This is a genomic window from Rhodospirillum sp. A1_3_36 (assembly GCF_047263945.1).
In the GTDB taxonomy this organism is placed as follows: Bacteria; Pseudomonadota; Alphaproteobacteria; order Rhodospirillales; family Rhodospirillaceae; genus Rhodospirillum.
In genome coordinates this window covers 1-20,589 of record NZ_JBLAVB010000001.1, presented here as the reverse complement: position 1 = coordinate 20,589, position 20,589 = coordinate 1, and the positions used below count along the sequence as shown (strand labels likewise).

22 protein-coding genes and 1 tRNA gene are annotated in these 20,589 nt (G+C 52.2%); 9 read left to right on the top strand and 14 right to left on the bottom strand.

Features of this window, described 5'->3' with window-relative positions; all coding sequences use genetic code 11:
* Window positions 1–2 precede the first annotated feature (2 nt).
* The 3 genes from ACLIRY_RS00115 to ACLIRY_RS00105 form a co-directional block, all read right to left on the bottom strand.
* Window positions 3–3,023, bottom strand: coding sequence for a hypothetical protein (locus ACLIRY_RS00115; protein ID WP_413203310.1), 3,021 nt, complete (start codon window positions 3,021–3,023; stop codon window positions 3–5).
* The gene (locus tag ACLIRY_RS00110; RefSeq protein ID WP_413203309.1) at window positions 3,020–4,015 is read right to left on the bottom strand and encodes a glycosyltransferase family 2 protein; all 996 of its coding nucleotides are present in this window, start codon (window positions 4,013–4,015) and stop codon (window positions 3,020–3,022) included. Before ACLIRY_RS00110 ends, ACLIRY_RS00115 begins: the two co-directional genes overlap by 4 nt.
* A 107-nt stretch (window positions 4,016–4,122) precedes the next feature.
* Window positions 4,123–4,986, bottom strand: a complete 864-nt coding sequence (locus tag ACLIRY_RS00105; protein WP_413203308.1) for a class I SAM-dependent methyltransferase — start codon at window positions 4,984–4,986, stop codon at window positions 4,123–4,125.
* Between the two features lie 52 nt (window positions 4,987–5,038).
* Here ACLIRY_RS00105 and galE point away from each other — a divergent pair, with 52 nt between their 5' ends.
* From galE to ACLIRY_RS00090, 3 genes are all read left to right on the top strand, one after another.
* Window positions 5,039–6,016, top strand: coding sequence for a UDP-glucose 4-epimerase GalE (galE, locus tag ACLIRY_RS00100; RefSeq protein ID WP_413203307.1), 978 nt, complete (start codon window positions 5,039–5,041; stop codon window positions 6,014–6,016).
* A gap of 275 nt (window positions 6,017–6,291) precedes the next feature.
* Window positions 6,292–6,786 (top strand): YbaK/EbsC family protein, encoded by a 495-nt coding sequence (locus ACLIRY_RS00095; protein WP_413203306.1) that lies wholly within the window; start codon window positions 6,292–6,294, stop codon window positions 6,784–6,786.
* An 89-nt stretch (window positions 6,787–6,875) separates the two neighbouring features.
* Window positions 6,876–6,967: transfer RNA gene (locus ACLIRY_RS00090), tRNA-Ser, on the top strand.
* Window positions 6,968–7,155: 188 nt separating this feature from the next.
* Here ACLIRY_RS00090 and ACLIRY_RS00085 read toward each other — a convergent pair.
* From ACLIRY_RS00085 to ACLIRY_RS00075, 3 genes are read right to left on the bottom strand one after another with little or no spacing between them, the layout of a single operon-like run.
* The gene (locus tag ACLIRY_RS00085) at window positions 7,156–9,138 is read right to left on the bottom strand and encodes a relaxase/mobilization nuclease domain-containing protein (protein ID WP_413203305.1); all 1,983 of its coding nucleotides are present in this window, start codon (window positions 9,136–9,138) and stop codon (window positions 7,156–7,158) included.
* Complete coding sequence (locus tag ACLIRY_RS00080; RefSeq protein ID WP_413203304.1) at window positions 9,135–9,443, bottom strand: plasmid mobilization protein; 309 nt, start codon at window positions 9,441–9,443, stop codon at window positions 9,135–9,137. The genes ACLIRY_RS00085 and ACLIRY_RS00080 overlap by 4 nt, the downstream gene beginning before the upstream one ends.
* Entirely contained in the window at window positions 9,443–9,949 is a 507-nt protein-coding gene (locus tag ACLIRY_RS00075; protein ID WP_413203303.1) for a hypothetical protein, read from the bottom strand. Before ACLIRY_RS00075 ends, ACLIRY_RS00080 begins: the two co-directional genes overlap by 1 nt.
* Before the next feature lie 378 nt (window positions 9,950–10,327).
* On the opposite strand from ACLIRY_RS00075, the gene ACLIRY_RS00070 reads away from it, so the two are divergent.
* Entirely contained in the window at window positions 10,328–10,936 is a 609-nt protein-coding gene (locus ACLIRY_RS00070; RefSeq protein WP_413203302.1) for a hypothetical protein, read from the top strand.
* Between the two features lie 469 nt (window positions 10,937–11,405).
* Here the strand turns inward: ACLIRY_RS00070 and ACLIRY_RS00065 are convergent, their stop codons facing one another.
* Both ACLIRY_RS00065 and ACLIRY_RS00060 read right to left on the bottom strand, forming a co-directional pair.
* On the bottom strand, window positions 11,406–12,332 hold the full coding sequence (locus ACLIRY_RS00065) for a replication initiation protein (protein WP_413203301.1): 927 nt from the start codon (window positions 12,330–12,332) through the stop codon (window positions 11,406–11,408).
* A gap of 102 nt (window positions 12,333–12,434) precedes the next feature.
* Window positions 12,435–13,529, bottom strand: a complete 1,095-nt coding sequence (locus ACLIRY_RS00060; protein WP_413203300.1) for a tyrosine-type recombinase/integrase — start codon at window positions 13,527–13,529, stop codon at window positions 12,435–12,437.
* A gap of 336 nt (window positions 13,530–13,865) precedes the next feature.
* Here ACLIRY_RS00060 and ACLIRY_RS00055 point away from each other — a divergent pair, with 336 nt between their 5' ends.
* The gene (locus ACLIRY_RS00055; protein ID WP_413203299.1) at window positions 13,866–15,059 is read left to right on the top strand and encodes a tyrosine-type recombinase/integrase; all 1,194 of its coding nucleotides are present in this window, start codon (window positions 13,866–13,868) and stop codon (window positions 15,057–15,059) included.
* Window positions 15,060–15,092: 33 nt separating this feature from the next.
* On the opposite strand, the gene ACLIRY_RS00050 is transcribed toward ACLIRY_RS00055, so the two are convergent.
* The 4 genes from ACLIRY_RS00050 to ACLIRY_RS00035 all read right to left on the bottom strand — a co-directional run bounded on the left by ACLIRY_RS00050 (window position 15,093) and on the right by ACLIRY_RS00035 (window position 17,426).
* A complete protein-coding gene (locus tag ACLIRY_RS00050; RefSeq protein ID WP_413203298.1) occupies window positions 15,093–15,602 on the bottom strand; it encodes a hypothetical protein in 510 nt (169 codons plus the stop codon).
* Window positions 15,603–15,793: 191 nt separating this feature from the next.
* Window positions 15,794–16,087 (bottom strand): hypothetical protein, encoded by a 294-nt coding sequence (locus ACLIRY_RS00045; protein WP_413203297.1) that lies wholly within the window; start codon window positions 16,085–16,087, stop codon window positions 15,794–15,796.
* A gap of 290 nt (window positions 16,088–16,377) precedes the next feature.
* Window positions 16,378–17,181, bottom strand: coding sequence for a hypothetical protein (locus ACLIRY_RS00040; RefSeq protein ID WP_413203296.1), 804 nt, complete (start codon window positions 17,179–17,181; stop codon window positions 16,378–16,380).
* Window positions 17,182–17,192: 11 nt separating this feature from the next.
* Window positions 17,193–17,426: a hypothetical protein gene (locus ACLIRY_RS00035; protein WP_413203295.1), complete on the bottom strand. Its 234-nt coding sequence runs from the start codon at window positions 17,424–17,426 to the stop codon at window positions 17,193–17,195.
* A 139-nt stretch (window positions 17,427–17,565) separates the two neighbouring features.
* Between ACLIRY_RS00035 and ACLIRY_RS00030 the strand changes: the two genes are divergently transcribed.
* From ACLIRY_RS00030 to ACLIRY_RS00015, 4 genes are all read left to right on the top strand, one after another.
* Complete coding sequence (locus ACLIRY_RS00030) at window positions 17,566–18,159, top strand: tyrosine-type recombinase/integrase (RefSeq protein WP_413203294.1); 594 nt, start codon at window positions 17,566–17,568, stop codon at window positions 18,157–18,159.
* Window positions 18,160–18,356: 197 nt separating this feature from the next.
* Complete coding sequence (locus tag ACLIRY_RS00025; RefSeq protein ID WP_413203293.1) at window positions 18,357–18,596, top strand: hypothetical protein; 240 nt, start codon at window positions 18,357–18,359, stop codon at window positions 18,594–18,596.
* The gene (locus ACLIRY_RS00020) at window positions 18,589–18,876 is read left to right on the top strand and encodes a type II toxin-antitoxin system RelE/ParE family toxin (protein ID WP_413203292.1); all 288 of its coding nucleotides are present in this window, start codon (window positions 18,589–18,591) and stop codon (window positions 18,874–18,876) included. Before ACLIRY_RS00025 ends, ACLIRY_RS00020 begins: the two co-directional genes overlap by 8 nt.
* Window positions 18,877–18,890: 14 nt before the next feature.
* Window positions 18,891–19,037 (top strand): hypothetical protein, encoded by a 147-nt coding sequence (locus ACLIRY_RS00015; RefSeq protein WP_413203291.1) that lies wholly within the window; start codon window positions 18,891–18,893, stop codon window positions 19,035–19,037.
* A 266-nt stretch (window positions 19,038–19,303) separates the two neighbouring features.
* Here the strand turns inward: ACLIRY_RS00015 and ACLIRY_RS00010 are convergent, their stop codons facing one another.
* On the bottom strand, window positions 19,304–19,639 hold the full coding sequence (locus ACLIRY_RS00010) for a DUF3768 domain-containing protein (protein WP_413203290.1): 336 nt from the start codon (window positions 19,637–19,639) through the stop codon (window positions 19,304–19,306).
* A 75-nt stretch (window positions 19,640–19,714) separates the two neighbouring features.
* On the bottom strand, window positions 19,715–20,589 hold an 875-nt coding region (locus tag ACLIRY_RS00005), incomplete at its 5' end, for a type IV secretory system conjugative DNA transfer family protein (protein WP_413203289.1).

Here is a 20,589-nt window from a genome sequence, read left to right as displayed (position 1 = left end):
AGTTAGGGCTCCCGCCGGACATAGATGGACCATCCGGATTCTTCGTGATCGAAGCGATAGGTCGCCAGTATCCGGCTGATGAAACGCTCCTGGAACGCCTGCTCCGTCGGATAAGGCACGAAGTCCTCGGTTTTGGCATCCACCAGAATCCGCCTCGGCGCCAGCTCCTCGATCCGCTTCATGATCCTGTCCATGTCACCCCGATCATAGGATTGCATGTAAGGCTCGGCCATGGGCAGATGGGAGGCTGTTCCGGTCTCGGCATGGATAAAATAGCCGAAGGAACTCAGAATAACCATTTCCTCCCGGTCGGGCTGGGCCATTATGAAGGCGATCTTTTCCTTCAGATTCCGCGCGACACTCTCCGGAACTTCTGCCCCTGAAATTGTCTCTGTTGGTGCAGTCGGAGGCGGCGCAATCAAGTTGTACCACAAACTCCCCCCCATCTGTATGTTGCCTGCCAGAATCATGGGTCCGACAACAATGGCAACGACCACAGGGCGGAGGGACAGGAAGCGCTTCCAATCCTTCCCCTTGCGTAGAAAGGTAAGGATTGCGGGCGCGAAATATGTGGACAGAAACACGCCATAGACCAACACCAGTCCGGGCAAATACTGCCGCGAGGTACCATTGACGTAATAGGCCAGCCAAAGCATTCCAGTGATCGCCAGACCACCCCGCAGACTTTCCAGAACATTCAGAGCCCGTTCCAGACGAAGGCGGCCAGCATTGATTAGGATCAACGACCAATGCGCGGCGATCAATAGGGCAAAGGGGTCGAAGTAGAAGGGACGTCCCGCGAAGCCACTGGCCCCTTCAAAGAAATAGCCAAGTCCAATCGCCCATGCCGCCAATGACGGAAGAGGCCCCAAGGTCGCCGCATACAGGCCAAGGAACGCCAGGACGACGATCCCGGCGCCGATCAGGAAACTGGCGATCAGCCCGGCGATGTTCCGTAGCGTCGGTCGTTCGGCCGACAGGATAAGAGTGCCCAGAAGGCCTAGAGACAGGCAGAGACCGGTTTCGGTATTGAGCAGAACGAACAGGCCCCCGCAAGCGCCAAGTACCATGGCGCGACGCCAGAGCGTCCACCCTGCCGTGAAGGCGGCCAACCCAAATCCCAAGGCATACCCGGTGAACCGCCATCCGGCATGATTGGGAAATAAAATAGCGGAATGGTAGGTGTGGAACCAGGGAACGATCAAAGCCATGGACAGGAAAATGACCAGGACCCGGCCCCGGGCCATGGTTCGCGCCAACCACAGGGCGGACAGACAAAGAATCACCTGCCCTACCTTCAGAACCATGGCTCCGTCGGCCACCGACAGGGGCGCGACGTACTTGGACCAAATGGCCAGCCCGACGGCGCGCAGCATCCCATACATGATGCGGACATCAGAGTGCATCTGCATGCCATGGGCAAGTTGGACGGCGTCGCCGAAGATGATCCCGTTATGGTTAGAAAATAGGCTGAAGATATAGGCCCCGGGCGCCGCAAAGTGAGCGGGGGAAAGCAAGCCGGGCACCAAAGCCAGTGTCAGATAGATCCAGATGAAAGCCCACCCCAGACGGCGAGACTGGGTGGGCCCAAGCTGACTCCGGGGCCAAGCCACCATAAGCGCCAGCCCGATCACCGAGCCGATCACAAGCAGCACATAGTGAAATGGGGTCGGGATATAAAGCAGCCCGAACCGCAGCCCGATAATGTTCATCAAGTCGTCCTCGGGCAACTCTTGCTGATTGCCCCAAAGAACGAGGGCCGACACCACCAGAACGATGGTCGCGGCGACGCGTGGTGTTTGGAGAATGAGCAACACCCGCCCAAGAACCGTCGACGGCGCCAGCAGGGCAGGACGTCGCGACAGCCAGAAGGCCGCCAAGGCAGCCAGCGGCAACATCAGCAAGAAGACCTTGTACGCCAGCCGCCGGTCGCCGGTGTCGATCATCTGCATGTGCTCGACTAACTCAGGGGAAAAGCGATCGAGGATGCCAGGGTCGGCACCGACACCCGACCACCAGGTCAAACCGGCGACAAGCGCGGCCAGCATTCCGAGCAGGCCAGTGATCAGGGACGGGGAGATCCGTCCGGAGCCGGACCGGACAACCATCCGGCCGGAGGCGGACCGGACAACCATCGTGCCAAGGCGTTCGGATGGGGGCACCAATTGCGCGATCACCACATCGGCGAACAGACCGGCGACAAGGAAAAGCGACGCGGAAAAGAAACCGGTGCAGCCCAGCCCCCAGACCAGCGCCGGAATCGCCAAGGGCGCCATGTGACGGTGCGTCGCGTACAGCCATCGGAACAAAGCCAAGGCCAGAGCGCCGAGCATGGGAAAGGCGGCCCAACCGATCATGGGCAGACTCAGTGTTTCCCTGTGACGCCAAGCCACCACCATGCCAAGGGCAAACCCGATCACATGTAGGCCGGTTCGGACGCGGCGCCAATCCGGTCTGGTATCCAGGAACTGCAGAGGCGCGGCGAGTCCGCTGAACAGGGCACCGGGCAATCCCATCACGAATGAAAGGGGCAGCATCAAGCCCGCCAGGACAAGCTTTCCCTTTGGCGCCCAGATTTCAACCACCATGACAGCCGCGAACAAAACACCCGCCGCCATCGGCAGATCGAACAGGACATAGAGGGCCACAGCGACGGCCAACCACAGCACCGTTCGCCAAACGTCGAGAGCCCTGCCCACCCCTTCCGGGGCCAAGACCTGAAGGGGATCGTCTATGCGGAAGGCCGTGGCGACGAAAGCATTGGCCACATCCTTGAAGTCCCCACCGTCCGCCTCGGTGGCGTTCGAGATGTCGCCGCGCCGATAAAATTGAACGTCGTTTCGCGGCATGACGAAACCACGTCGCTCCTCGCCATCCCGCCAAAGGATGTTCCAATCGCGGGTCTCTGTTTCCTCGATAACAAGGCTTCGAGCCACCTCTCGGTGGGTCTCTGGAGAAACGAGGTGCCGGTTCTTCCAAAGATGTTTCAACAGGAAATAGCGAAGGGCATTGGTCTTGTTCATCGGCTTTGGTCCGATTCACCCCGCGTTGGCGTTCTGCGGGCGCTATCCTCGGCAATCACAAAGGTCGGGCGGCGCTTCGTCTCCGTGTAGAGACGCCCCAGATATTCACCAATCACCCCAAGGAACAGCATGTTGAGTCCGCTCAGAAGCAGCAGGAGAAGGACAATGGATGTATACCCGGGAACCTCGTCCAGGGCATGCCCCATGACATTGATATTCGCCAGTCTGGCTAGGGCAAGGACGACGATCGCAAGCAGGGAAGAGAGGAATATGACCCCGCCGGAAACGGAAATCAGCTTCAAGGGAAGCAGCGAGAAGTTGAAAATACCATCGCTACCGAGCTTCACGAGCTTGAGGAAGGGATACTTCGTCTCACCAGCGAACCGGGCGTGCCGTTGATAACGGAGACCGACCTGCCGGAAGCCCACCCAAGCCCGCAATCCACGAATGAAGCGACCATTTTCCGGCAGATTGCGCAGGACATCGACAACCTGTCGATCCATCAAGCAGAAATCACCGGCATCCAACGGGACGGAGATATCCGCAGCGTATTTCCAGACACGATAAAACACGTTATAGGCGAAACGCTTAAAAAAGCCTTCCTTACGGGCGGTGCGGACACCGTAGATGACATCATTGCCCTGGCGCCACAGGTCCAGCATTTCCAGAATAACTTCGGGCGGGTCCTGCAGGTCCGCGTCAATGACCGCGACAACATCGCCGCTGGCGACTTCCAACCCTGCGGAAACCGCAGGCTGGTGACCAAAATTACGGGAAAGACCGATATAGCGGACCCGAGAATCCGATTGGGCCAGTTCTCGCAGGATCGCTCTCGTTCCGTCCCGGCTCCCGTCATCGACATAGACGACTTCCATGGTGATTTCAGGAAGGCCACCCAGAGCGTCCACCAGACGGTGATGGGCTTCGCGGATGACGGCTTCCTCGTTGAAAGCAGGAACCACGATCGAAAGCGTGATGTGTCGAGACGGCATAGAAACTCATAACCTAGAGAGAAGCAGGTGAGCACCAAGTGCTTTCTGGACATTGGTGGTCGCGGACTCAAACAAGGACATAGCGCCTTTTGAGCGTCCCTGACACGTTACCCTTGATCCCTGGCATCGTCCGTCTTCACGGCAGCGGCCATGACGGATGTTCCCAGGACAGGACGCTTCAAAAGGGATGTTTCGATCCGGCGCAGACTGTGAAGAACAGTGGCGGCGAAGCCGTTCGGTGGCTTGACACCCTCTTGAGCGATGCGCTTCGGATCGTCGTTCTTGCGGGTCAAATTGAACAAGGTCGTGCGAGCAACGAGAACAGGCAGAAGCAACAGCCCCCAATACCGGCATTCCAGAATCCGCGTCGGCAAACCGACCAATTCCCCTCTCAGGGTGGCGCGGTTATAGCGGCGGAAGTGGCCGAGAACCTTGTCGAAAATGCTGTAAAGGGGCTGAAGGGCTGGCACGTTGATGAACAGATGCCCACCCGGACGCAGGTGGGCCACGGCGGCCTCCAGGAACGGCCTGGGATTCTCGATGTGTTCGACCACGTCGAACAGGATGACGACATCGTACTGTCCAACGCGGTCCGGCAGGAGATCAAGCGCGTTGTACAGAAGCGTTTCCCCCCGCCCCGGTCGGGCCATGTCCAGGGCCACCGCGTTCAGATCGGCCATATCCACTGTCCAGGGGGTGTCCCGCTCGATCAAATCCCGGGCGACACCGTTGCCGCCACCGATTTCCAGGGCCCTGAGGGGGCGCTGAGTCAATCCGAGGTCGGCGACCATATTCAGGAAGACCCGATGACGCCATTGCATCCAGAAATGCGTGGGTTCCACCGCATCATACCACGCATCCTCGAAACTCACGTCTTGCTTTTCGGACAGATACTTGACCTCAAGTGCCGGGTCCACGCTGGTTCCCATCTTCATCGTATTGCCCCCGAATTCTGCTTGCGGTACAGTCATTGACCACACTTTAGTCAAAAAGACAATCCCCACCCCGGAAACCGCGTGAATTATGACAACCATCCTGGTTACAGGCGGCGCTGGCTTTGTTGGGAGCCACGTTTGCTTAGCTCTTGCACGTCAGGGCTTCACCCCGGTCACATTCGACAATCTCAGCCGAGGCCACCGGAAATTGGTGAAATGGGGCCCTCTGGAAATTGGGGACATCCGTGATACCGGACGCTTGATCGAAGTCCTATCCACGCACCAGCCCCAGGCAGTGATCCATTGCGCCGCCCTGGCCTACGTCGGGGAGTCCATGGAGGATCCGGCGCCCTACCACGACATCAACGTCCGCGGCAGCCTGAGTTTGCTGGAAGCGATGCGGGCCCATGGTCTGTCGCGGATCGTGCTGTCCAGCACCTGCGCTGTTTACGGCGTACCGAAAGACCTGCCCATCACCGAACGGACCCCCTGCCAGCCCATCAACACCTATGGGGCGACCAAGCTAGTGGTGGAGGGAATACTGGCCGACTACACCCGGGCTTACGGCTTCCGAACATTGGCTCTACGCTACTTCAACGCTGGCGGCGCCGATCCGGACGGCCTGACGGGGGAAATCCACGACCCCGAACCCCACGTCATCCCCCGGGTGCTGATGACTGCGGAAGGGAGCCTCCCCCATTTCGGCCTGCTCGGCGACGACTGGCCCACCCAGGACGGCACCTGCATCCGGGACTATGTCCATGTCAGCGATCTCGCCGACACCCACGTAGCCGCCATCGGCTATCTGGATCGGGAAACGCGTTATCCGTTCCTCAACCTGGGCACCAATTCGGGCTTTTCCGTGCGTCAAATCGTGGATGTCGCCCGGCGCGTGACCGGACATCCCATCCCAGTCAAGGTGGACCCCAGGCGACCGGGTGACCCCCCCGCCCTGGTAGCCAGGGCGGACGTGGCTGCCACCGAACTCGGCTTTACCCCCCACCGGTCTTCCATGGAGACCATCGTCGAAACTGCCTGGGCCTGGAGAAGACAGACCCAGGGCTAGCCGGGACCCACCGAAACATGGACAACGGAGCTGCCCGTTGCACAAGGTCACCTTAATGGAGACTGTTTCTTTAAGCGCAAAGACAAGCAAAATCGACCATCGACTCAATTAGAAACAACCACCCATAAAATATTATCGACGTCTTCAGGCGTTCAAATAGAAATAGAGTGTACGAGATCGAAACATCTTCTTCCGATTTTTTGGTAAAAAACCTAATAAGGACCCAAAATATGCTGGAAGGAAGCCAGATACCTTTTGTTTGTGAGGAGGCGCCCATGGAAAGAGCATTGGAGAGAGAGTCCGTTCGACGGGTTGTCGCGGCATTGGCTTTGGTGGGGATAGAGGACCGAGTGGTGGCCTTGTCCGATACGGCCCGTTCGGCCCAGGATGCGGCAACGGCCCTTGGCTGCGAATTGGGTGCGATCGTCAAGAGTCTGGTGTTTCAGATTGGCGACAGAGCGGTGATGGCTCTGGTCGCAGGGGATCGCCAATGTGATACCAAGGCCTTGCCGGGTATTCTCGGGCTGGCAGGGAAATGCAAGCGTGCTGATGCGGAGGTGGTTCGCATGGCCACGGGCTTCGCCATTGGCGGGGTTGCACCGGTAGGCCACACGTCTGAACTCCCCATAGCGATTGACGGATCCTTGAACCGATTTTCGCGCATTTTCGCTGCCGCTGGTCACCCCCATTGTGTATTTGAAACGACGCTGACAGAGCTTGTGACGGTGACGGGTGGTGTTGTGGACGAAGAGGTGTCGAAAAACCCGTAGAATAGATGCAACGGCATCTTGACGGGGCTTCACCAGACTGGTATTTCGTGTGCCCTCGCAAGGCACTGGGTGTCGACGCGAGAACGGCTGGAGCGGTGGGTGAGTGGCTGAAACCACCGGTTTGCTAAACCGGCATACTGGGAAACCGGTATCGAGGGTTCGAATCCCTCCCGCTCCGCCAAACCCCTGAAAACCAAGCCAAAAATGTTGACAAAGGCCCTATTTCCCAGGGTTTTTGTGTGGTTCTTATCAACATTTTTGGACAACATTAGAACAACATTTTTGGATGTTGCTTTTTTCAAGCTAAAATGTTGACAGGGTTGGGCTTTTTAAAAGTCAATATGGAATCGTGATTCTAGCCGAATCACATCACATTGAAGGGCCTGAAGGTTCGTATTCGTCTTCGTCGTCATCATCATAATTGGTTGAATATGTTGGTTGATATTCTCTTATAGGTTTAGGTTTTCTGGCTTCTTCTTCTTTTGAGATTTCATGAAGAGTGCTCCAAGTTCCTGATATAATCGTTGAAGGAAAATCGGGGTCTGTCGCTGCTAAATTGTTAATTGCAGTCTGGTTTCCTGCTTCTATATAGTCTCTCATTTTTAATGCTGGCTCTAAAACCTTATTTAATTGCTCTAATGATTTATCTTTAATCACTAATTTTCTTTTGTATTCAGTTGATAATTTTTCTTTTTCATTTTGAACATCTATAAAAGAGTCATTGTGAGATACTCTTATCTTATATCTCTGTTTAAATAGGCTTTCTTCTTCTTTTTTCCATTTCTTATGCTTTCCAAGCATCTTTGATAAAAAACCTTTTGGTTCTAATTCTTCGTGTTCTTTGTATTTCTTTTCTATTTCTTCTCTCTTAATAATTAATTCACTTCTTGCTTTCTCAAATTGTTTTAATTTTCCATTGTTTTCCCTTATATAGTCTAATTCATTGGATGGCAATTGCTCTACTATTTTCTTTCTGTTTTCATAGTCTTTAATAAGAATATTGATCTTATGAAGAGCAATATCTTTTGGCTTTCTTTCTTTTATAAAGTCAATAACTTTCGCTTCTATATTTTCAAGAGGCTTTTTAGGTTTTGGTTCAGGTTTTTTGTATCTTTCAACAAGTGCTTCGCTTAACTGATAGAGAGCAACATTCTCATTAAAATTCTTTTGTTTTTTTGCTTGCTCTCTGTCGAGTATGGCTTGTTTTAATTGATTTAATTGGATTTGCTCAATAACTTCTTGACTAACTGATTTGTGTTCTCTTCTATTTGATTGAACGTCTTCATTAGCATTTTGTTTTGTGTTTCCAAGCCTTCTATTCGTTTCGTCAACTGGTCTATCTCTTGTAATAATAGATTGATTGGGTTCTCTCCTGACTCGGTTTTTGGTGGCTCTGTCAACATTGATATAATCATTTTGCTGTTGTCTGCTGCTGTCTTGCTCTGTTCGTAGATTGCTTTCGTTGGATTGCTGCTCTGTGCTGTTTTTTGGCTCTGGGGCTGGGGTTTTGGCTTCTGGCTCAATATTTGCTTGTTCATTTATCTGTTCTCCTTCTATATATTTTTCAAATTCATTTTTTTTCATCTTCAAAAGTCGTTGAAGAGAACCTAATTCAGTTCCTTCATCATTCTTTATAATTAGGGTTTTGGTTCCTTGCTGAACATGTAAACCTTTTTCTTTCATTGCTGCTAAAAGAGAAGGATAATTATCAGACCTGGAATAGCAATCTTGGACAATCTCTTTAACTTCAGATAGGCTTACACCTTTTCTTTTTGCTTCTTGAAATTGCTTTTCAGAAAATGCTGATTTTGGTAAATCGCTATCTAATAAATATTTTATTTTATCTGCATACTCTTTCTTACCTTCTTCTAAGAATGCAAAATATACGGATTTTGAATGCTTTCCAGGTACAATCTTATGCCCAAGCAATAACTCGGCTTCTCTGCTATGCTTTTCATCTTTTTTCATTGTGAATGAACTATCCAAAATTTTACCTGTGATTGGGTTCACTTCTGGCAAAGCCAAATGGTAATGCTTTGGATATGCTCCATCGTCTGCTCTTGATTTTGTGTGTTCAGCCAACAAATATGGCTGTCCTTCAAGGCCAAAGTCTTTTAGATATCGGTCTACGATTTCAAAAATCTGCTGTTCTGTTGTTTCTTCTGCTGGTGATATGGTAACGTGGCGGCTCATATATTTTGAGCCATATTTTCTTGCATCTTCTTTCATTAATTGTATGTCTGCTGTATTACCTGAAAGTAAGCGAACAACTTCATTTTTCTCATTCTCTAAGATATAAGATGCAAGGTCTGTTGTACTATCTGTTCTGAATCGCTTACTTTTTATAATCATAATGTTTTGTTAATTTTATCCTTTATCTTTTTAAGAGAAGTTATCAAGTTTGTAAGGTCTGTTGCTTGTTTAGTAGAATTAGTGTATTTTGCCACTTGGTTCAAATTATTACCAATGGCGGCAATTTCTCTACGGAGTAAAACAATGTCTTCTCTTGTGTCCTGTGTATGCCCTAACTGCCTTAGTTTGATGCAATCTCGAATATATTGGGAAACTGTCTTTTGGTGAGATTGAGCCAAGTTTTTTAGTTCAATCTCTTCTTCTGATGACATTCTTAATCTAACTGTTTTGTCTTTTAATCTCATTAATTGCCACCCTGATATTCATACTCATTATGGTAGTCATTATAAATTTTATTAATCTTTTGATTTAATTGATTCTCAATAATGTCATGTGATTTATCTTCCAAATCAATACTATAAACTTTGTCACTGTCGTCTATATCATTAATCTTTATAAAAAAAGTAATATAATCTATCGAATAATCGTCTATTTCTTCTGTATAAAAATCAACTCCTACTATCTCAGAATCATGAATTAAATTATATGCAACATATATTGGGTATTCATGATTTAAATCATATTTTTCATCTACAGATTTAACATTTTTTATTTTGCACAAATCAAGATAGTTATTTAAATAAACATCAAATGGCTCTTCTATATAAACCCATCCTTTTATGAGTTTGTTATTTTTTCTATTTCTAAACTCATAATATTCATGATCTTTAAGCTCAAAACCAACCATCTTTGTGTTTGCATCTAATCCAAGCTCTTTTTTAACTTCTGCTTCTCTAATATTTTCATCCATTTTATTTACTCCTTTGTAGTCAAGTTTTCATTTACTTAGGGGGTTCAACAGGGGGATTTATCCCCCTTTGCAAGTTGGGCTTGGAGATACGAAGTAGCTACAAAGCCCACAACTTGCTAATAACCTTAGTTAGCATATTAGAGCATAGTGAAGTAAATGTCAAATTACTTTTGCTTTTTATTTTATTTATAGTTGCTTTTTATTCGAGTATCGAAAAGTATAAAATAAGTAACGAAAATATTGAAGTGCTGAAATCGTTAGCCTTAGCTCTTAGGAACATCGTCAGCTTGCTGACCAGGTTCCCCCCTGGGGGGGAGCCAGCCTAAAAAAAAGACCTTCGATTTATCGAAGGTCAGGGGGGGAGTAGGATTTCCAAAAATGAAATTTCAAGTTATCCATAGGTTAGGCGGCTTCCAAGCTGCCTGGCCTAGCCTGTGGATAACTTCTTCATCATCGAAGGATGTGACAATGAGCACTCGTGGAGTTTTTGGTTTTAAAATCAAAGATAAATATAAATTGTCTTATATTTCGAGTGATGCTCAATTCAAAAATATTGCTGAAGTTTTTATTGATGATGCTACAACTATCTTGAAAAGAAAATCAACTTCAATTTACGATGTTGAAGAAGTGATTAGAGAAATTGAAAATATTGAATCAAGTGAAATTGCTGATGATGACCCAATTAGATATAGTCTATTAGGGGCATTTGATGGCGGTGCAATGATTATGAATAATGAGTTTATTGAAAATAAACTGCTATGTGAATATGGATATATTTTTAATATATCAGATTGCACCATTGAGTTTTACAGAAATGGAAACAGAGTGAGTCGTATTCACTTTGAAGATTTGCTAGATGATGATTTGCATTTTGATGCTTCTGAATATGTTGAAGCACTTGAAATTTTATCTTTCTATGAAAGCTCAATTGTCTTCAGGCATCACGAGAGAGACAGGATTCTCAAGAGGATTCAGGAAGGCATATAGCCAGAACCTCCAAAAACGATGTTTTTAGAAGCATCTCGGCAAAATGTGACCTTGGATACCAGACAGATAGAGAATCGCAATCTACGATACGATTTTAAGCCTCCTTGGAACCCCCCCCTGACCTTTAGCATCCATCCCCCCCAGGGGGGATGTCTATCCGCTTCGCGGATGTGTCTCATTGAGCTTCGCTGAAGGAGGCTTCAAGAATCTTGGTTGCTTCTTTGTTCTTCTTATTTTTGTGATATACCGTATGTTCCCTGAAGTGTGTTCATCCTGACGGATGAACTTGGTTTCACTAATCCCCCCACCGCTCGTGCGGTTCCCCCCCCTTCAAGGAAGGGGGGAATCACTTTCGTCCCAGGGTCTTGGTTTCTCTGGCTTCGCTCTGGTTGCTGCTTCGCTTTTGATAACGAAAACAGTTCCTAATATCTGATAGTGTGAAAAGTGCAACTAAAATGTTGACAAGGAATTAGATGCTAATTCCGTGTTTTTTTGTGAGTCTATAAAGTCTATCTCTGGAGAAACCTGCAAGATATGCGATGATATCCGGGGTTTTTCTTAATTTTTGCTTCTCTATTTGATTCAGTGCATTTTCCAGAGATTTTAAATCATTATCATCTTTTGATGCTCTTTTTGTGTATCTTGGTCCGTTACCTTGATATTTTGTGTTAACCCATTTATCGATTGACCTTGCTGTTGCTCTGATTTCTGAGGCCGACAAGGGAATAGCAAACAAAGAATTTATGCTGTCAGCATAAGAAATAGTCTCAGCAAGGCTTGCAGAAGTATATCTATATCTCCAATGCCTAGTATTGTCGAATAAATCGCAATTACGGCTGTAGCCAAAACTTTCCTTTAAAATAAACTTATCTCTAAAATTTCGTTGCTTTTCTTCTTCAAAATATGCTGAAAAATCACCTAAACGGACAGGTTTAGCATCTGGAAACACAAATACATTCCATTCAGGATGCATCGGGTTTTTTGTCAGTGAGCCAACATAATTTCTATCTGCATCAAGCTCTCTCGTTAAGACTCGTTGTACCTTTGCAAGATATTCTATAGGCTTTCTTCTTGCATTTTCTCCGGTCAAAACTGAGACATCTAAAATATAGCCTTTGTGGTGTCTTCCAGTTAAATTAGATATTGCTGAATAAATAGGCTTTGCTAATCTTCCAGGAATATAATTATAGTCCTCATGATCACAGTCAAAAGCCAAAAAATCGACTCTATCTATTTTTGGATTGTTGACAGAGATATATTTTCTATCATGAGAATAGCCAGATAATTCTATCCAAGAAGATGATAAATCTTCGGATACTCTCTGAAATTTAGGATTTTTAGAAAAAATTTGTTTGACAATTTCATTTTTTGCATCTATATTATTTTGTAAGCTCATAAAAATAACTCCTTCTTTTTGTTCGCACCTTAAATTAAGAATTATTTTTATGTAAAAGTCAAGAAGAAAAGCCTCGGTAACTATGCTCCGAGGCTTTTTCTTTTAGTTCTCTGCTTCCATTTTTCTTAGGGCTTGCCTAATGTCGTCGTCTGTTGGATTTACATACCTGGCGAGCATTGCCAAGGTTTTATGCCCACTTTGCCTCATCATAAATGCCGGTGGCATATGTGCCGCTGCCATACGAGATAGAGCTTCATGACGTAGGTCATGAAAGTGAAAATCTTCAATGCCAGCCAGCTTCATAGCTCGCTGCCACGAGTTGTTTATGTCATATCGAGAGGAGTGGAACAGGTTTCCAAGGATGTAAATTGGTAGTTCGTTTAAGGCTGCGAGAGCTTTGGTCGATAAGATGACCCTTCGAGGTTTGTTGGTTTTTGAATCTGGGATTGAGATTGTATCACCATCAATCCAGCTTCGTTTGAGTGTCCTTAGCTCGCCTTGCCTCATGCCAGTTTCAAGAGCCAGCAAAAAGAGTGCTTTCATCTCGTTAGCTCTGGGAACTTGTTCGAGAGCTTGAAGGATTTTTTCAAATTCTCCAGTTCTTAACCTGCGATCTCTTCCTGGTGGAAGAGGTGGCAAAGCATTTTTTCGTTTTCTGAATTGAGTAACTGGATTTTCTATGTCGTACAGCCATTCAGTAATTGCCAATTCAAAAACACCTGAAAGGATGCTTAAATCATTTCTCATTGTTGACGGCTTAATTTTCGTCAGGTTTTCTTGACGATATTGTGCGATGTGAGCAACTGTAATTTCATCAAGTCTGTGATCTTTTAGAAATGATTCTTTCCACTTTTTGATTTTGCTTCTATCTCGGTCAATGCCTTTTTTCCAAGATACAGTTTGTTCGTAAATGTCAAGAGCTTCTGAAAGAGTTTTGATCTGAAGCTTAGTAGCTTCTAAATGTTCTTGTTCTGTTCTAGATTTTTCAAGAATTCTCGGATCTAACCAAGTTCCAGATTTAATCTGGTCCTCTTGCCTCCTGGCCCAAAGCCTCGCTTGCTCTTTGGTGCTGAAAGTTTGAGAAAAGGACTGTTTTTCAACAGGATGGGGATACCCAGAAGGTATGCGGATTGTTGCTGTGAATGTTGTTTTTTTTGAACCGTCACGCGACGAAGAATTTTTTCGATAATTAGCCATTTTTAAACCTCATAATTCGATTGTAGACAACATTTAAACAACAATTTTAGAAAATGTCAATATGAGATTTAGAAAATGGCTGTTTTCTGCGGTTTTTTGAGTATGTATGTCGTCTTGCTAAACCGGCGTACTGGGAAACCGGTACCGAGGGTTCGAATCCCTCCCGCTCCGCCAATTTTCTTCCTGAATTTTCCCAAATACAGCTGGAAAACAGCGGAAACCAAGCGATTTTGACCCCGGCACGGCGCGCCGGGGTTCGCTTGCGTTCGCCCTTATTCGCGCGTAAAGCATGGACTGAAATATGGACTGGTTTCGGACCTGCTTCGGTATTCTCCCATGGGCAAACTCACGGCACTTCACGTCTCGCGCGCGACGAAACGGGGCCTTCTGGGCGACGGGGGCGGGCTGTACCTGAAGGTCACGGAGACGGGGACGAAATCCTGGGTCTTCCGCTTCCGGGAGAACGGGCGCCTGAGGCACCACGGATTGGGCTCGGCGGAGACACTGAGCCTCGCCGAAGCGCGGGAGAAGGCCCTGCTCTGCCGCAAGATGCGGCTGGAGGGTATCGACCCCATCGAGGCGAAGAAGCGGCGGCAAGCCACGGCCCGGCTGAAGGCGGCGCGCTCCATCACCTTCGCCGAATGCGCCGAGGCTTATATAGAAGCCCATCGGGCGGGGTGGAAAAACCCCAAACACGCCCTGCAATGGCCCTCGACCCTCTCTACCTATGTCTATCCGGTCTTCGGCCCGGTCTCGGTGGCCGATGTGGACCGCACACTGGTGCTCCAGGTCTTGGAGCCCATTTGGAACGACAAGACCGAGACGGCGACGCGTCTTCGCGGACGGATCGAGAAGATTCTGGATTGGGCCAGGGTGCGCGGCTACCGGGAAGGGGAGAACCCGGCTCTGTGGAAAGGGAACCTGTCCCTTGTTTTGCCCGCTCCGGGCGCGCTTAAAAAGGTGAAGCACCGTCCGGCGCTCCCGCATACGGACATGCCGGACTTTTGGAAAAAGCTCGACCGCGTCGGCGGGGTGGCGGCGCTGGCCCTGCGCTTCGACATCCTGACCGTCGCCCGCCCCGGGGAAACCCGGGGGGCGACCTGGGACGAGATCGATCTGGACGCAGCCCTCTGGACGGTCCCCGAAGAGCGCATGAAGGGAGGCAAGGAACATCGCGTGCCCCTGTCTCCCCAGGCTGTCGCGGTGTTGACGGAGGCCGCCAAACTGCGCAAGGACAAGCTGATTTTCCCCGGCCTGAAAAAGACGGACACGCCGCTGTCGGATACGTCCCTGACGAAGGTGCTCCGCGACTTGGGCGAAGGCGATATTACCGTCCATGGATTCCGCTCGACCTTCCGCGACTGGGCGGCGGATTGTACCGACGTGGCCCGCGAGGTGGCCGAAGCCTGCCTCGCCCACACCCAGGAGAACAAGGCGGAGCAAGCTTACTGGCGCTCGGACATGATCGAGAAGTGGCGGGTGTTGATCGAGGATTGGGCGCGCTTCTGTACGGGAAAGGCCCCCGGATAGGGGGCTTCTCCGGATCGGTGGAGCGTTGCGCTGTCACGCCTCGTCCTCCAACTTGTGCTCGAAGCACTCCCCCAAGAAACTTGCCGCGCGGGGCGTGAAGACGGTGTCTCCGGCGAGATCGACGATGCCCAGTCGAGAGAACCGCGCTTGTTCTCCGAAGGACGCTGCGTTGTAGTGGATCGAGACTTGAGGATTCGATGTCACCGCGTAGAGGAACTCGATATCTCCGTGGAGAGTGTTCGTTGGACAGATGCCGTAGCCAAGGGTTCCGGTGAAGGGCGTCTCTTCTGGGATTCTGCCGTTTTCGGAGGAAATGGCGGCGATCACCTCGTCATGTCGGTTGCAGAGGTGCTGAAGGAGCCGGGCGGCGGCATATTCGCCGTCGTCCAGTCCACGTTCGGCCTGGAACCACTGCAGGAAGGGCAGAATGTCGGGCAGAACCGAACTCGGGTACCCGTCGGAATGCCGGTAGAGCAGGATGGAGGGCTGTTCGAGCGGTTGCTCCGGTCGCTCGTAGAAGGCGATGTGGGATCGTGTGGCCATGGTAAAAGGGGGTTAAAACGCCGCCCACGCAACAGGCCGACGAAAACCCCGTCAAGGAGGAACCCGGAGGGGCAAATCCTTTACGGGGTGTCGGCCTGTTAAACTCGTGGCGCGTTTGCCCCCTTCCATGGCTTATGGGATGCCACGCCCCAAGCAACCGTGAGGGCTCATTGGGTTAATTGGTTTCCATCCTACGCGGTGATCATTGCCACGATCAGCAGGATCGCGCCTCCGATGCCGAGCATGGTGAAGGGGGCGTCGTCGCCGCCGATTCCATAGGGGCAGGACCGGAGAGGAAATCGCTTTCTCAGGGCGTCATCGCAAACCATCCCCGCAAATCCGAGGGCGAGGACCAGCCCCACCGCGACGAAGGCTAGACAAAAGACCAATCCCCACCAATGGAGAGAATACGGGTCTTGAGCGAGGAGTTCGGAAAGGGGCAGGTCGCAACGGGCGGGATCACAAGAGGATGCGTTGGGGAACATGGGTGAAGAGGGTTAACGGGTCGTTGAACCGTCCTCCTTCGGGATGCGCCGCGCGCACTCGATGAGGTCGGCGAGGGTCACCCCTCACGCCCCCGGAGCTCGCCCGGGCGCCCGAAAAGGCAAGCCCACGGGCGGTTGAACAACACCTGTCGTCGGCAGGGCCTTCGCATGGCGCTCCGCCATGAGGTCGCCCTCACGAGCCGCCATGTGGACACGCGTGATCGTGGTCCCGAAAGCCAAGGGAAGCCGGTTAGATGTTGTTCCCCAGTATTTTACCAGACTGGGGATCCCTATGCCGCGTCCTCCCGGCCAAAGATGCGTTCGGTCAGGTGGCGGTCGGTACCCGCGCGCAAGGCGTCGATGGCCGGATCGCACAGGTCCCGGTGTTCGAGTACGCCGGTTTGGGACAGGCCCTCGAACAAATTTTGTTTACCGTCCTCGGTGGCGACACCCAAGGCCGCGCGGGTGAAGTCCATGCGCTCGCGGAACAGGCCCTTGCCCTTGGTCAGTTTCAGAAACAGGTCGATTTGCAGCTTGGGCGGCAATGCGTCGTCGGCGCTGGGCAGGTCGCCGCGAAAGTCCTGGAACAGGTCGAGGACCTTCTGGCTCTCCGCCGCCTGTTCGTCTGAGAGCATGACCTCCATGGCCGTGTCTTGGGCGAAGGGATCGGAGCTCTCGCTCTCCAGGGTCGTCCGGAAAATCTCGTCGTCGTCCGGTTCCTCGTCGAGGAGTTCCTTCTTGTGATCCTCCAGTTCCTTCTTTGCGTCTGGATCGCCGGTTTCCGCTCGGTGGAAGGCGTCGAAGGCGGCGACGGCTCGGGTTTCGCGAGTGGTTGCGGTGGCGGCTTCGGCTTTGCCGGTTCCAATGTCGGCCTGACCGTCTCGTTCAATGGCGTCCGCTGGTTTCAGAGCCGCGATTTCCCGTTCTATGGTCGGGCGGGCATCGTCCAAGGCTGCTGCTGGAATGCGGAGATACAGGTCTTGCGTCTCCGTTGGCAATTTCTCGAACCCCGGAATATCGAAGTGCGGCGGCCTTTCAGAAAACGCCTCCTCCGTCTCGGTGTTTCGGCTCGGACCGCGTTCCGCAGTGGACATTCAAGAGAAGATTAGGGGCAAGCGTCGGCGGGCAGAAGGTTCTTGCGGCAGAGTTCGGCGACGGCCTCGTTGTGCGCGTCCTTCCGCATTCGTTCGGCTTCCCGAACCTTGTCTTCCCCTCGACGGACTTTCTCCTCCGCCTTCCGGCGGTCAGCCGCCGCCGCGTCGCGTTCATCCTCGAAGCGTTTGAGCAGTTCGGGATCGGGCTTTTGGACGACATCTCCGGCCCGGGCGCCTTCGGTCATGGGGAAACATGTTACAATACAGAATGTTAGCAACATTCCCACTTTGGCGCATTTTTGGGAAAGAACGACCCGCCTGTGGACTGACCTCACCCGTCGGGGACGCCCCACCATGCCGAAGAAAAAACCTCACCCCCCTCGCATGACCCCATACGCCAATCGCCGCAGTCGCAAGTATCTCCACCAGTTGGAAGTCATCCGCCTCTTCGAGGCCGCGCGGACCACCGGACGGCACGGATTGCGGGATTCAACGCTGGTCTGGCTCACGTACCGCCATGGCCTGCGGGCCAGCGAAGCGCGGGCGTTGACCTGGGGACAGGTCGATTTCGAACACCTGCGGCTTCACGTTCAGCGGAAGAAGAAAGGATCGCCCTCCACCCACCTCCTCGGAGCCTTCGAAGTGGGCGCCCTCATGCGGCTCCGACCGGAGGGCGCCACGCCCTCCACCCCGGTCTTTATCAGCGATAGGGGAACGGCGCTTTGTCATTCCACAATCTACAAGCTGATCGACCGGGCCGGACAGGCGGCGGGCTTGGACGTTCGGGTCAATACCCACATGCTGCGTCACTCTTGCGGCTTCCATTTGACCAATGTCCTGGACCGCCAATACCGCAAAATCCAGAAGTTCCTCGGCCATCGGGACTTGAAGCACACGGCCCGCTATACCGAGCTGGACGACAGCAAATTCAACGACATTTGGGACGGAGAAATTGACGATCCGACTGTAAAACCGTAAGAATTTCCCCGTGTTTTCTTCCGGAAAAGAGCGTCTCACATGAAATCCCATCTTTCCCAAAAATGCGCCTTTTTGGGAAAGTCGGCTTTTCTTTAGGTGAGGACGCGGGCGTTCTCTTCAATGCCTCTTCCTGAACCATGCTGTATTTGGGAGCAACGACCCTTGCACGGAAGGCTCCGGCTTCCTAAACTCAAGGCATGACGAAAATCGTTCAAAGCTCCGTCGCCGAATTTCCCGCCGCGCTCGCCAAGGCAGGCGTGAAGGAGGATCAGTTCGTTTTCGCCCAGGTCCTGGACGCCGAGGATGTCGCGAAACTCCACGAACTGCGTCGTCTGGCACAGGAGGGCCTGGAGAGCGGTGAGGTGTCCGAAGAAGAAGCCTTCGAGGATATTCTTGGCGATCTGTACGGACAGTATCCCCAGCTGAAAGATGGCTAACGCGGTATATAGCCGTGCCGCTGTCGCCGATCTGAAGTCCATCGCCCGGTACATCGCTCAGGACAACCCTGAAAGGGCGGGCTCATTCGTCCATGAAATCCGGTTCCGGTGCGGGAAGAGAGCAGACTTCCCCATGAGCGGGCAGAGCAGACCGGATATCGCACCCGGGATGCGGTCATTCGCACACGGAGCCTATGTTATCCTGTACATGCCCCTGGAAGATGGCATCTCTGTTGTTCGTGTCATTCACTCGTCGCGAGATATTCGAGCCGCCTTGTAACCCGAGGTCATTTCATGCGTTTTGATCGCGAGATATCTGATCCCAAATTGGCCGAATGGCTGCAAAATGCCCCGGAAGAGGAACTGGTCGCCCTCAAGAAATACGCCGACGAGAAAGAGCGTGCCGAGGCGCGTGTTGCGTCGCCCGAACCACAAGAATAGACCGACCATATGAGAACGAACAAATCATCAACCGCTTCCGGATCTGGGGCCACGCCTGTCGAGTGTGTTCAAGAGGACGGCCTGTCCGCCGATGAACTGACCGCCTTGGTAGGCGTGCCGGGGGCTTGGGTCGTGGCCGGTTCAGCGGACGAGGTGTGTGATCGAGTAACCCACCGTCTGCGTGGGATGGCAAGGAAATGAAACGCGCGGCCCGTCGAGGAGCCGCGCCTTTCGTCTTCGGGTACTGGTTCGGATAAATCCGTGGACTAATACTCCTCCGCCAGCATGATCGTTAAAACCCGCGTCGTCTTCGTCGGGTCGGTGGGGTCGTCCGATCCGAAGGTCATGGCTTCGTCGTAGCAATCGATTTTCCAAAAAACCTTCCGACCCTCGGCGGTGAAGGCGCCGAAGTCGTGTTCGCCGTGGGGGTCGTTGTCCTTGGTGAAATCGTCGTAGCTCTGGATCGTCTGGATCAGGTCGTAGACCACGCGGGAACCGAGGGCCTGGATGCCGCTGGTGAGCATGACCTGTCCGCCGATGAAGGTGGTGCGGAAGGTGTCGTTCAGCGTGCGGATACGGAGGCGGCGTTCGGCCTCGGTCATTTCCGGGCCGCGTTCGTTGGGGGTGTTCATAGATAAGGGGTTAGGAAGGAAAGAAGGGGGAGCGGGCGGCTCCCCTCAGGGGCTCGTGCCCCGGGTCTCGGGAAGTTCGGCGGGGAGCATGCGGGCTCGCGTCCGCAGGTCGCTCCGCCGGTAGTAGGGCAGACTGCGCAGGCGCAGCGGGTCGCGGTTGCCATGGAGCACCAGCAGTTCATTGTCCCGTAGCCGGATGAGCTGGTCGGGCCGCATGAGGGGCGATTGGTGCAGACCGTCGGACGGCTTGAACCAGTTCAAACGGAAGGCCGTGCCCAGGCGGGCCGAGAGGTTCTGCGCCGTGTCCAACCCCATGCCGCCGAAATAGCTCTCCGTGCCCACGCTTTCCAGGATGGCCGAGGCTTCGTTCTGTCCGTAGTTGGCGGACAGTTGGGAGAGGGATTGCAGGATCAGCCAGAAGCCGACCCGGTACTTTCGCGCCGTGGCGGCGAAGGTGGGGAAACCCGGAATGCGCAGATGGGCGAACTCATCGAGGAGCAGGAAGACCGGCAGGCGGCCCTTGCGCTCCTTGAGCAGGGCGGAACAGAGCTCCGTGTAAAAGAGGGACAGGAGGAAGCGGAAGGTCCCCATGTCCTGCTGGCGCACCATGACGAAGAGAGCCGTCTCCTCCTCCTTCATGGCTGCGAAGTCGAAGTCGTGGTGGCTGGTCAGGCGGGCGATGTCCGGATTGCCCAGCAAGGAAAGGGCGGTCGCGGCGGTGGAGACGAAGGAGAGCATCATCTTCTCCGGCGCCGCGTTGGTGAAGCCCTTGTAGTCGTCGAAGGTGGCCGGGTCGTTCAGCGTGTTCTCGACGATGAAGCGGTCGGTCTCGGTGCCGCCCGCGTGGGCGTCGAAATGGTTCAGGCGATAGAGGACGCTCGCCAGCGTGACGGTCTCGCCCTCGGGGCTGTTTTTCAGGG